This window comes from Methylobacterium gnaphalii, from assembly GCF_007992215.1.
Lineage (GTDB): Bacteria > Pseudomonadota > Alphaproteobacteria > Rhizobiales > Beijerinckiaceae > Methylobacterium > Methylobacterium gnaphalii.
The window spans coordinates 1-11,064 of record NZ_BJZV01000040.1 but is presented as its reverse complement, the minus strand read 5'-3'; the positions used below and the strand labels follow the sequence as shown (position 1 = coordinate 11,064).

The window sequence follows — 11,064 nt, the reverse complement described above, 5'->3', positions numbered from 1 at the left end:
CTCTCTCTCTCTCTCTCTCTCTCTCTCTCTCTCTCTCTCTCTCTCTTCGGCGTGGCGGTCTGGGCGGCCTGACTGGTCTTCTACGCCGCTCGGTGGCTGAACGACCGGGAGACGGTGCTGTTCGAGGTGCGCGACCCGACGTCGTCGTTCTTCGCCTCGCTGGCTCCCGTCGCCACCATGATCGCGAGCGTCGGCCTCGCGCCGCACTGCCCGGGCGCTGCGTGGGCGATGGCTCTTACGGGGCTTGTCGGCACGACGCTCTTCGCCGTCTGGGGCGTGGGAGGACTCTGGATGGGCGACCGCGCCTTCGAGGCGACGACGCCGATCCTTTACATGCCCACAGTCGGCGGGGGCTTCGTGGCGGCCATCACCTGCGCCGCCTTCGGTATGAAGGAACTCGGCCTGCTCTTCTTTGGCGCCGGCCTCCTGTCATGGCTGACGCTCGAATCAGTCGTCATTCATAGGCTGATCCTGCAGACCCTGCCCGTATCGTTGCGGGCCTCGCTCGGGCGGCACCTAGCGCCGCCCGCGGTGGCCTGCGTCGCCTACCTGGCGGTCACCGACGGGCCGCCCGACCGGCTGGCCCAGATCCTGTTCGGCTACGCCCTGCTGCATGCCCTGGTCATGGTGCGACTGGTGCCCTGGTTGCGCCAGCAGCCGTTCTCGCCGGCAGCCTGGGCCTACATGTTCGGCGTCTCGGCCTTTCCGCTCGCGGCGTTGAGACTGACGGAGCGAGGGCTGGAAGGGCCGAGCGCGTCTCTGGCCGTCCCGCTGTTCGCCGCCGCCAACCTCATCATCGGCTGGATTGCGCTCAGAACGCTGAGCCTGCTGCTGCGCGGCAAGCTCTTGCCGGTCCGACCTCTCTGAAGGCGGACGGATATCTACGATTGACGTTGGTTCACATGATCGAACGGGTGACGCGCCCCTTCCGCCTTCCCTCACACAGCCAGCACGCCATGCTGCTCGCGCTGGCCTTCCTCGTCACGGCCTGCTCGGATGATAGCCAAGTGCGCCGCCGTTCGCTGGGCGACACCCCGAGCTTCGGCTTCTTCATGCGAACGACCTCTTCCGCTTTCACGTCGGGGCGCAGAGTCTTGAAAGAAGCGTGACGGAGCTGACCGTCGCTGGTCCAGGCGCGCAGGGTCACCTCGCAGACGAGCCTTGGCGCGACCCATTTGGCGTTCCGACTGGCGAGCGGCGGCAGCGGGTCGGAAAAGGGCGGCGCATCGATCCGTAAGGGGTCGAGCTGCTTCCAGAGCTCACGCGCTACAGCGTTGGTGAAACCGGTGCCAACGCGCCCGACATGAGCCAATCCTTCACCCTCGTGAACACCGAGGATGAGGGAGCCCACTGCGCGCGGCGCCGAAGTCGAGGGCATGAAGCCGGCGACGACGAACTCTTGGGTCGAGCTACACTTCACCTTACGCCAAAGGTCACTGCGGCCGGATCGGTACGGGGCACTCGCGCGCTTGGCGATAATGCCCTCAAGTCCAAGCTGGCAGGCGTGTCGGGCCATGGCGGCACCGTCCTCGACGAGATGCTCGCTGTAACGGATGCGGCTGTCCGGCCCGACATCATCGAGGGCCTGTCGAAGCAGGTCTTTGCGCTCCGTGAGCGGCAGTCCGCGCAGGTCGCGGCCGTCGAGGTAGAGCAGGTCGAAGGCGTAGAAGTTGGCCGCGTCGATCTCGCCGCTGGTCAGTGCCTGCTGCAAGGCCGAGAAGCTCGACACACCGCTCGCGGTCTCGACGACGATCTCACCATCGATCAGTGCCGAGGGCAGCTTGAGCGCCTTCAAGACTTGAGAGACCGGCTTGAACTTCACGGTCCAGTCGAGGCCGGAGCGGGTCAGCAGCTTGACCCGGCCGCCGTCGATGCGGGCTTGTATGCGATAGCCGTCATGCTTGATCTCGAAGAGCCAATCCTTGCCGCTGGGAGCCTGCTCGGCGAGGGTCGCGAGCGCGGGTTCGACGAAGGCCGGGAGAATGCCCTTCTTCCCGCCCGAGGGTTTGGCGGCGGGCGCCTTCCTGCTCTTGGCATCCTTGGCGACTTTGGCACGGCTCTTATGGTCCGCCCTCAGCGCGCCACCCGCGGCCAACTCCGCAATGGTGCGGCCCGACAGGACTGACGCCTCTTGTTCTTCCAGGATGTCACCCTCGCCCTCGGCGCGAGCGTGTTCGTCGTCGGCTTTCATGAGAAGCCAAGGGGTCTTCTTGTCGTTGCCCCGGCCCTTCATGCGCACGAGATGCCAGCGGCCCCGCAGGCGCTCGCCCTCCAACGCAAATTCCAGGTGTCCCTTCGCGAGCCCCGTCGCGACGTCGCCGACCGGCGTCCAGGTCCCGGAATCCCAGACGATCATCGTCCCGCCGCCATACTGGCCCTTCGGGATCGCACCTTCCCAGCGCAGGTACTCGATCGGATGATCTTCAGTCTCTACGGCGAGACGCTTGTCGGTGGGCACGAGGCTCGGCCCCCGCGTCACAGCCCAGCTCTTGAGAACGCCGTCGACCTCAAGCCTCAGGTCGTAGTGAAGACGCCGGGCATCGTGCTTCTGAACGACGAACCGACCTTTGCCGGCACTCCGCCCCTGCCGGCCACTTGGCTCAGACGAGACCGTGAAGTTGCGCTTGGCGCGGTAGGTTTCAAGGGACCTGCTCATGGCTGGAGAAGAACTGCGAACGGCATCCTCCCGTTCCAGCGGAGACGTCAGCTAACCCTCGTCTGGCAAGTCGAAACCAAGTTATCCACGGCATCAAATCCTACGGAACGAGTCGAAACTGACTCTTGTTGAGTCGCGGTATCAGCCATGGATTCTAATTGTTGAATCTGGCGGCGTCCTAGACTTGTGTAAACATTGGAGAAAGTCGTGGCTGCGCGGGCAAACTGGAAAGGACATCTCCGCCTCTCCCTGGTTTCATGCTCGGTTGGGCTGTATCCGGCCGTCAGCACCTCGGCTCATTTGAAGTGCCACACCATCAATCGCGAGACTGGAAACCGCATCAAACAGCTAATCGTCGATTCCGTTACGGAGGAGCCGGTCGATCGAGAAGATCAGATCAAGGGCTGCGAGGTTGCCAAGGACGAGCTCGTGCCGATCGAGGGCGACGAACTCGACGAGATAGCCCTTGAGAGCACGCACACGATCAACATCGAGGCGTTCTGCCGCCGCAGCGAAGTCGATGAACGCTATCTTGATCGGCCCTATTATCTGGCGGCCGAGGACAAGGTCTCAAGAGAGGCCTTCGCCGTGATCCGCGACGCCATGAAGAAGAAGGGCATGGCCGGGCTCGGCCGGCTCGTCATCTACAAGCGCGAGCGCATCGTCCTGCTGGAGCCCTACGGCAAGGGTCTGCTCGCGACGCTACTGCGCTACCACGACGAGATCCGCTCCCCGACCGCATATTTCGAGGACATGCCGGACGGCACGCCAACCGACGAGATGCGCTCGCTGGCCGAGGAACTCATCGAGCGTGCTACCCGCAAGTTCGACCCGAAGACCTTCGAGGACCGCTACGAGGGCGCCCTGATCGCCCTCGTGCAGGGCAAGGCCTCCAAGTCGGGTAAGAGAAGCAAGGCTACAAAGGCCGCCGCCAAGACCTCGGGCAACGTCGTGAACCTGATGGAGGCGTTGAAGCGCAGCATTGCATCCGAGAAGTCAGGCGCACCGAGGTCCGAAGGCCGAAAGGCCGGTACGAAAGCTCCGGCGCGATCGGCCAGCGGAAGCACCGCGCGCAAGGCCACAACCCGCAAGAGCGCCTCACGCAAGAAGGCGGCATGAGCGGCAACAAACATCTGCCCCAACTCGCGATGGTCGTAGTGCCATCTAAGCCCGTGCGAGAAGCCGCGTGCCGAAAGCTTGCCGCGAGCGGCTTCGACACGGTCGGCTTCTCAGACTGCGAGAATGCCGCTGCGTGGCTGGAAGAAGAAACACCAGTTATTGCAATCGTCGCCACAGGCGCATCCGGCGACTGCAAGGCTTTCCTCAGCGAGCTCCGCGAGCGGGGATCGGATATTGAGGAGTGCTAGCCTTGGCCGCGTCGCTGCCCCCGAAACGCGCGTTCCTTACTCGATGAGCTGGAAGCGATCATTCCGCTAACAACCATCTTGCCCATCACGACGGATCAGAGCCTTACCCAGTCCCTCGGCCGCACATCGTGCTGATAGTACGTCAGAGCCCTGCGCTTGTGGCCCATCGTTCCGTCGAGCTTCCAAACGATCAGAGGCCACCTGGATGGGTCGGCCCGCTCGTTCCAGCACCGGCGCTCATGGGTGGCCTAGGAGAGCGCGATCTCGACGGCTTCGTCTGTGTCCTCGGCGAAGACCCTGGATCGCTCGAAAGTAACCATGCCGCCGTGATGCCCAAGGCTGAATGCAAAGTATGCCATCGCTCCTCCGGCTGCAGTTCGTTCGCACGGAATACGCAGCTCTGCGCCTGAGCGAGCCTGAGCCAACTTCAGCCCCTTCGCATCACCCATTTGGGGGATAAGAAAACTTCACTTGTACCGCTGTTAATCGCACGCCAACCATATTGCAGATTGCTTAGGATGAAGGATGATGAGCCCACAAACATGATTACAGGGTCGCCTGATGGAAGATGCGATACACATCGCTCGCAAATCATCGAATAAGCCGCATGAGGCGTTCCGATTCAGGAAGGCAAAGCCGTTCTCAGATACTGACGATTTTCTGTCTCGCATTGAGAAACATGATCGTCGGGTGCAGAAGAGTGAAGAGAAGTCTTTGAATGTACTTTCCGACCAGCTGCGGAAGGTGCGGGCGCTCGAGGAGCGCGCGCCCACAGGTTGGATCAAGGCTCGGGGGATGCTGGTAGATGCCGTGCGTGAGGTCGATGCAATGCTGGAGCCGCTGGGGCTCGGGCTCAGCATGGCCGACGATATCGCGAATTCGGATCTCGCTGGGGCCGTTGAAGTCCGCCTGTATCGAATAGGAGGTGGGCTTCCTCGGTCGATGCTCGACATCACGGTAGGCCGAGACGGCCAACATAGGACGCGGGTTTTCGATACGCGGCTGCCCGTTCAGGTCCAGCTTCCCCCAGTCGCGAGCGTGACGCAGGAGCAGTATCGCGCCGCGCTGATGGCTTTCGTTCACGACGTTATGCGGACGACCGAGCCGCGGCAGGCTCAACAATGCCCTCACTGCGCTCAGCCAACGTTGGCGCTCCACCGAGTCGGCAGCGCTGTCTATGACGATGACGAGGGACCCGAAGACGCCTAGCTGCCGTGCCTATCGGCGGTCTTCAAGCCGGTCTCGCGACCTTCCAGACGAGCGATGGCGCGGGCAACGCGAGACCAATGCCGGTCTCCTTCGCTCCACCGCGCACTACGCGCTTCGCGGGCTCGACGACGAGCCTCGCAATGGGCCCCGTCCTCATATGCCACCATGAGGTGATGGGCGTCCGCTTCGGCAGCTTGTCGGCTCTGGCTTGGGCAGATCATCAGGTGAAGCAGCTGCTCCATCTGCGTAGGCTCGCTCACGCGCTGTCACCCTTCTGCCCCTTTGCGACGATGATCAGATCGCCATCGGGGAGCGGTCGCTGCAGATCCTTGGCTTCGGACCACTCGGCCCGGAGCCAGGTGTCGCGTTCCTCTTCGGTTTTGAGGATTACCGGCATGGCCTTGGGGTGGATCGGCCTGACGACGTCGTTCGGATCAGTGGTCAGGAAACCGTAGAGGTTCATCGTCTCTTCTCCCGTTTTGATCTTGCGGACGGACGTCCAGTCCTCGACCTTGATGCCGGCAAAGCAAGTCAGTGGCCGCTCCTCGTCGAAGGCGAACCAGATGTCGCCGCCAGCCGCCTTGTTGTGTTCGGAGAACGAGGTCATCGGCACGAGGCAGCGGTGCTCCGGCCCGAGCCAGCGGGTCCAGTGCTTACTCTTCGTGTTCCGGATGTTGGTCGTGCCCTTGTCGGGCTCCATCCGCAGAAGTTGATCGAAGTCGACGTCCTTGCCCTTCGCCTTGAGCTTCTCTGCCCGCTTCGTTGCCGCGTCGTAGAGCGCCTTCTGGCTCGACGGCATGCCCCAGCGGTACATCGACAAGGTTCGCTTCCCGCCCACCACGTGGACGATCGGCGCCTCACGATCCGGAAAGATGCCCGGCATTGATGCGAGGTTGCCTGTTCGGTCGCTCTGGATCGCAAACAAGTGGCGCATGGCCTCCTGGTTCGAGGTGAGACTGTAGAGGTTGCACATCGGTGGGAATGGTAGCCGAAGCTGTGATCGGCGCCAGTTATCCCTGCCCGCCCTCAATGAGCCGAGGACGCATCATTGCGGCTGGCAAGTCGGGCGGCTTCGGCGGCGGATTTGCGATATCGGGGAAGTATGCGTGGCATCGCGCGCTGTACTTCTGGAGCTTGCGGGCTCCCGGCCCCGGATTGGGGCGCGGATAGAGGCAATCGGACGCAATGCCGGCGAGCATATCGGCAATCGGAGTTTCTGAGCCGTATTTCGCCGCGAGCCGCGCAAGCCGATAGACGCCATGCCGATTAGGGCACAGGTCGCATTTCACCCTAACGATGATCCAGGGGTAATAGGCCAAACACGGGACATGCGGGCGGTCGGCCATTCCGTTCAAAGCCGGCCGCGCGCATACCCCAGCGATACCAGCCGCTTCTGCGCGGCGCCTCGGCGTTCGGCCTCGCAAAGATCTGCCAGCGCATCCTTTACCACCAAGCGTAACGCGACCGACGGATTGCCAGCCGCTCTCGCGAGATACGCTTGGACAATAGCATCCGCTTCGCTCGGCAGCCGCGCCGGCAAGCCCATGATTCGCTCTCGTTGCGCAGAGAACAAAAAGGGAACATATGTGTGTTGCGGGTCAAGCGATGGGCCCTATGGAAAACGGGCATAAACCATGGCCATCAAGAGCACGCTCATTGTCCAGAGTTTCGTGATCAAACGGAAGCGCTTGGTCCCTGGCGGACAGGAAATGGCGCCCACGGAGAGCGGTGCAATCAAGAAGGCCGAGGCGATGGCTAAGCGCATTCCGGGTACGGCCGCCATCCGCATCATGGCCGATGACGAGACCGGCGAGTTGGAGAGCGCAACGATCCTCGGCCAGTTCGGCGAAGTGCCGGACGACTTCGCCGAGAGTCTGCAGGGCGGCTAGCAACAGAGGAGAGCCACTATGGCATTCAAGCCGAAATCCGCAGCCGAGACTAAGGCGCGCGACCTTGGGCTGGCGCTCGCCCGGATTGCCGAGGCCAACGGCGGAACAGCAGCCGTCAGCGTCGACCGGCTGCGGCAAGCCAACCCGCGCCTGACACCGCTCGCGATCGGGCAGCTCGTCCGCCGCGAGCGGGACACGGTCGAGGCGACGCTAGCTGAACGCGGTCTTGCGCTCGTCGACTATGCCGATCAGGGGCCAGGGCGGGGCATGGAGTTCGCCATAGACGCTGCGGCTTAGGCAGGTCGTCCCCGCCGCTCGATCTGATCAAGAGCTGGCGGGGTATGAGCTCCAATTTGCAGTGTGCGTCTGATGGCAAATGCGAAACAGTTTCGCTTTTGGCTTCAGCCGGCTTCGCAGCCTTCATCGCGCAATTCAAAAATTGAACGCTTCGTCCACTTGAACCGCCCCAGGTTTCCCGGAGGCTCCAACTCCTGAGAGGATGGAGCCACGACGAAGCGAACCCCACCGTATTCCCCTGAGGTCCGCGCCCGCGCCGTGCGGATGGTGCTGGACCACCAAGGCGAGCATGCCTCGCAATGGGCAGCGATCAATTCGATTGCAGCCAAGATTGGTTGCTCGGGCGAAACGCTCTGGAACTGGATACGCTAGGCCGAGCGAGACAAGGCCTGCGGGGCGGCCCGAGCACGGACGAGCGTGAGCGGATCAAGGCGCCGGAGCGCGAGAACCGTGAGCTCCGGCAGGCCAATGAGATCCTCAGGAAGGCGTTGGCGTATTTTGCATTGGCGGAGCTCGACCGCCGGTCGTGGACATGATCGCCTTCATCGACGACCATCGCGCTGTCCATAGGGTCGTCCTTCGAGAGCCTCAGGATGAGGCCGATCTGCAGGGTCCTGCCGATCGCCCCGTCGACGTATCACGCGCATGCCGCGCGGCGCGCGGACCCGACGACATGAAGCGAGAGCGCATGCTGCGGCTACGAAGCGGAAATCCACATGTTCAACGCCGCAGCCATCAGCGAGAGTGAGTCAGAGGCTTTATCCAACGCCTAAACACGACCGTCTTGAGCTTGAGGACGCGAACCAGGTCGCAGCTTGTGCCTCCAACCATGGACACCTGAGACGCATAGAGGTCCAGCGACCGCGCAGCACCCGTCAAGGCTTCGGCCTCGCCCGGATGAAGTACATCCGCAGGTAAGGCCGGAGCTTCACCTCACAAGAAATGCCTTGTTCATCGTAAGGTTGACGACGACGCCGGCCTCGTCCCAGGAGCGGGCGACCGACCCATCCAGCTGGTGCGTCATGGCCCGTTCCAGCAACTTGCTTCCGTAACCCCCAGGGCCATCGGGTTGCTTGACGGGCGGGCCACCCCGCTCCGTCCAGGCCATGACGAGGTTCTCCTCCTGGTCCATGCCCGACAGATCAAGCGTGCCAGTAGGCACCGAGAGGGCGCCGTACTTCAGTGAGTTGGTTGCCAGCTCATGGACCACGAGCGCCAGCGTGGTCGCGGCGGCCTCGCCCACTCCCATCCGCGGCACCGAGACCCGGATGCGTCCGCTGAACGCGCCCATGTCGTCATAGGGCCTCAGAAGTATCGCGAGCAGATCGCCCAGGAGCGCGGCCTTGCCTTCGCTCCCCGGCAGGGGACGCACAAGGTCGTGTGCACGTCCAAGGGCGGTGAGCCGCTGCGTGAGCTCGCGAGCCATGTCGACCGTAGTGGTGGTCGAGCGAGAGGTGATGGCCGTCAGGCTCGTGGCGATGGCGAGCAGGTTCTTGACCCGGTGGCTCATTTCGCCCGCGAGCAACTCGTGTCCCTCCTCGGCCTGTTTGCGGCCAGTGACGTCGAGGAAGATGCCGAACATGACCCGATCGGCAATGGCTTCGTCGTCTCCCCGGCCGCGGGCGGAGATCCACCGCACGAGATCCACGTGCAGGATGCGGAAGTCGATCTCGTAGGGGCCGATCAGCCCCCGGGTTGCCGCGAAGGCAGCCCGGACGCGGTCGCGGTCGGCTGGGTGGATGCGGGAGGACAGGTCCTCGAAGGTAACGGATGCGCTGTGTGGCAAGCCCCAGAGAGCGAACGCTCGTTCGTCCATGGTGAACGCATCATCGTCGACGTTCCACGACCAAAGGGCCACCCCGGCTGCGTCGATGGCTTGGCGCAGGTGCTTCTCCGCCCACGAAGGCGGGAGGGAGGAGTTTGATGACACGAGAGCACTTCCGATGAGGGAGGCCGCAGGAATGGCATTCAACACCCGAGAGGGTGCAGCGCCAAGCTAAGGCGTCTACGGTTTTCCCTTGTGAGCACCGCGTGATGCAGACTTAACGCGCCGATGCGGCCACGATCCCTCTCCGGCGCTTCCAGGTCACGGCCTTCCGCAGAACGCGAGAGAGCTGCTCGAACGAGTAGGGCATACGCAGGAGCTTGAAGCCGTAGGTGCCATTCTGCGCCAGGTCATGGCTGTAGCCGCTCACCAACACCACGGGCAGGTCATGGTAGTGGCGGCGGGTCTCATGACCAAGGTCGATCTCGCTCATGCCGGGCATGACGAAATCCGAGAAGACAACGTCGAAGGGGGCACGTCCTTGGCGAGTTCGGCCAGCGCTTCCTCGGCGTTCGTGGCCCACGTCGTGACATAGCCGAGCTCTGCCAGGGTCTGGGTCGCGAAGGTGCCGACTTTGACGTTGTCCTCGACCACCAGCACGCGCGTGCCGTGCCCGTCGACCAAAGGCTCCGGCCCGGTGGTCGGGGCTGCGGTCCCACCTGCCACGCGCGGCAGGTAGAGTACGAACATCGTGCCCTTCCCGACCTCGCTCTGCACGCGCACTTCTCCGCCTGACTGCGTGGCGAAGCCGAACACCTGAGACAGACCGAGCCCTGTCAGGTCAGACAACGCGGCGGGCTGCCGCAAGGCTGCACCGTCGGCAGTCCTGTCGATGTTGTAGCCCTCGGCAGCCTGGTACGCGGCCCTGGTCGGATCCGCCAGGTACGCTTCAACCGCCGAGTTGACCTACTCATCGGTGACGGTGTTGGCCTTGAAGGGTTCGCTAAATGTGGGAGAGAAACCAGCCATCGCCGCAGGCCAGCGGGGGCGGGCGGTTCCGCAAGGGCGGCCTAAGCGCTCAGGATCGACCGGCGTTGATGCGCTTCTTGAAGTCGAGCGTTTTGCGAAGCCGCTCAATGGCCTCTTCAACGCGTGGAATCTGCGCGTCAGTAATCTGACGGTCAGCCTTGCCGATATGAAGATCGCTCTGTTCGAGAGATGCAACCGTCACCTTGACTATGGTTTCCACATCAGCGTCGTCGTGAATTGCCATGCGTGGCCCCTCTTCCGGCTTAGCCTATTTAGATGCGAGCGGCGCGAAGATGCCGAGCCGACCTGACGCGATCAAGCAGCAGCCCGTCAAAAATCCAGCGCCTGCAGCGTCGCGATATTCCGCCTCAGGCTGTTGATCTCGTCGGATTGCATCTCGCGGGTGCTGGTAAGGTGCCACTCGCCTTTGGCTAGTCTCTCATCAACGCCCGCGTCCGGCCATCTGACAAAGGTGGTAGTTTTTCTAGCCTGACGGGGGTACGACCACGCACTCCCGAATGCCCTTCGTAAGCGCGTACTTCGACACCCATACAGTTTTTGGGGATTCGGTCATCGAGGACTCCGGTGATGGGCGTGGCCTAGCTGTGCGTTAGCAGCCCTCTAGGTCGCGGACAGATTAAGCTCGCAGCCAAACCCGCAGGGCTGCGAGCTTGACGCTGGCGAGAAAGTTGTCGGGATCCTTGTCGTAGCGCGTGGCGACGGCCCGGAAGCGCTTGATCTTGTTGAAGAAGCGCTCGACCAAGTTGCGGTCCTTGTACAGGAACGGGCTGAAGGCCAGCACCCGCTTGCGGTTGGGCATCGGCTTCACATTCGCCCACGCCCCCTGCTCGG

The 11,064-nt window shown here is 63.0% G+C and carries 10 protein-coding genes, 3 pseudogenes and 1 other annotated feature; of the genes and pseudogenes, 6 read left to right on the top strand and 7 right to left on the bottom strand.

Going from position 1 to position 11,064, the window contains the following annotated elements:
* Window positions 1-72: 72 nt before the first annotated feature.
* Window positions 73-867 (top strand): SLAC1 family transporter, encoded by a 795-nt coding sequence (locus MGN01_RS21145; RefSeq protein ID WP_280178563.1) that lies wholly within the window; start codon window positions 73-75, stop codon window positions 865-867.
* Between the two features lie 31 nt (window positions 868-898).
* Here MGN01_RS21145 and ligD read toward each other — a convergent pair whose 3' ends face one another.
* Window positions 899-2,656 carry a non-homologous end-joining DNA ligase gene (ligD, locus tag MGN01_RS21135; RefSeq protein ID WP_238258676.1) on the bottom strand — a complete coding sequence of 586 codons (1,758 nt, stop codon included), beginning with the start codon at window positions 2,654-2,656 and terminating at the stop codon, window positions 899-901.
* 207 nt (window positions 2,657-2,863) lie between these two features.
* On the opposite strand from ligD, the gene ku reads away from it, so the two are divergent.
* Both ku and MGN01_RS21125 read left to right on the top strand, forming a co-directional pair.
* Window positions 2,864-3,775 carry a non-homologous end joining protein Ku gene (gene ku, locus MGN01_RS21130; protein WP_147048802.1) on the top strand — a complete coding sequence of 304 codons (912 nt, stop codon included), beginning with the start codon at window positions 2,864-2,866 and terminating at the stop codon, window positions 3,773-3,775.
* Window positions 3,772-4,023: a hypothetical protein gene (locus tag MGN01_RS21125; protein ID WP_147048801.1), complete on the top strand. Its 252-nt coding sequence runs from the start codon at window positions 3,772-3,774 to the stop codon at window positions 4,021-4,023. Before ku ends, MGN01_RS21125 begins: the two co-directional genes overlap by 4 nt.
* Window positions 4,024-4,665: 642 nt before the next feature.
* On the opposite strand, the gene MGN01_RS21120 is transcribed toward MGN01_RS21125, so the two are convergent.
* Together MGN01_RS21120 and MGN01_RS21115 are read right to left on the bottom strand one after the other, a co-directional pair.
* Entirely contained in the window at window positions 4,666-5,142 is a 477-nt protein-coding gene (locus MGN01_RS21120) for a hypothetical protein (protein ID WP_147048800.1), read from the bottom strand.
* Between the two features lie 346 nt (window positions 5,143-5,488).
* The gene (locus MGN01_RS21115) at window positions 5,489-6,205 is read right to left on the bottom strand and encodes an SOS response-associated peptidase (protein WP_147048799.1); all 717 of its coding nucleotides are present in this window, start codon (window positions 6,203-6,205) and stop codon (window positions 5,489-5,491) included.
* A 661-nt stretch (window positions 6,206-6,866) separates the two neighbouring features.
* Here MGN01_RS21115 and MGN01_RS21100 point away from each other — a divergent pair.
* From MGN01_RS21100 to MGN01_RS21090, 3 genes and pseudogenes are all read left to right on the top strand, one after another.
* Window positions 6,867-7,121, top strand: a complete 255-nt coding sequence (locus tag MGN01_RS21100; protein WP_147048796.1) for a hypothetical protein — start codon at window positions 6,867-6,869, stop codon at window positions 7,119-7,121.
* An 18-nt stretch (window positions 7,122-7,139) separates the two neighbouring features.
* Entirely contained in the window at window positions 7,140-7,418 is a 279-nt protein-coding gene (locus tag MGN01_RS21095; RefSeq protein WP_147048795.1) for an adenylosuccinate synthase, read from the top strand.
* Window positions 7,419-7,682: 264 nt separating this feature from the next.
* Window positions 7,683-8,086 (top strand): annotated as a pseudogene (locus MGN01_RS21090) (IS3 family transposase); the annotation flags it as partial.
* Window positions 7,909-8,047 (top strand) — a sequence feature (AL1L pseudoknot). Its footprint overlaps the pseudogene before it by 139 nt.
* Window positions 8,087-8,346: 260 nt before the next feature.
* On the opposite strand, the gene MGN01_RS21085 reads toward MGN01_RS21090, so the two are convergent.
* The 4 genes and pseudogenes from MGN01_RS21085 to MGN01_RS21070 all read right to left on the bottom strand — a co-directional run.
* The gene (locus MGN01_RS21085) at window positions 8,347-9,234 is read right to left on the bottom strand and encodes a sensor histidine kinase (protein ID WP_147048794.1); all 888 of its coding nucleotides are present in this window, start codon (window positions 9,232-9,234) and stop codon (window positions 8,347-8,349) included.
* Window positions 9,235-9,460: 226 nt separating this feature from the next.
* Window positions 9,461-10,020, bottom strand: a pseudogene (locus MGN01_RS24275) (response regulator); the annotation flags it as partial.
* Between the two features lie 241 nt (window positions 10,021-10,261).
* Window positions 10,262-10,456 carry a hypothetical protein gene (locus MGN01_RS21075; RefSeq protein ID WP_147048793.1) on the bottom strand — a complete coding sequence of 65 codons (195 nt, stop codon included), beginning with the start codon at window positions 10,454-10,456 and terminating at the stop codon, window positions 10,262-10,264.
* Window positions 10,457-10,849: 393 nt separating this feature from the next.
* A pseudogene (locus MGN01_RS21070) lies at window positions 10,850-11,064 on the bottom strand (IS5/IS1182 family transposase); the annotation flags it as partial.

What these genes read in the sequence shown, in the direction of transcription:
- ligD (WP_238258676.1), bottom strand. Translation starts at nt 2,656, where the DNA reads ATGAGCAGGTCCCTTGAAACCTACCGCGCCAAGCGCAACTTCACGGTC.
- MGN01_RS21125 (WP_147048801.1), top strand. Translation starts at nt 3,772, where the DNA reads ATGAGCGGCAACAAACATCTGCCCCAACTCGCGATGGTCGTAGTGCCA.
- MGN01_RS21115 (WP_147048799.1), bottom strand. Translation starts at nt 6,205, where the DNA reads ATGTGCAACCTCTACAGTCTCACCTCGAACCAGGAGGCCATGCGCCAC.
- MGN01_RS21100 (WP_147048796.1), top strand. Translation starts at nt 6,867, where the DNA reads ATGGCCATCAAGAGCACGCTCATTGTCCAGAGTTTCGTGATCAAACGG.
- MGN01_RS21095 (WP_147048795.1), top strand. Translation starts at nt 7,140, where the DNA reads ATGGCATTCAAGCCGAAATCCGCAGCCGAGACTAAGGCGCGCGACCTT.
- MGN01_RS21085 (WP_147048794.1), bottom strand. Translation starts at nt 9,234, where the DNA reads ATGGACGAACGAGCGTTCGCTCTCTGGGGCTTGCCACACAGCGCATCC.
- MGN01_RS21075 (WP_147048793.1), bottom strand. Translation starts at nt 10,456, where the DNA reads ATGGCAATTCACGACGACGCTGATGTGGAAACCATAGTCAAGGTGACG.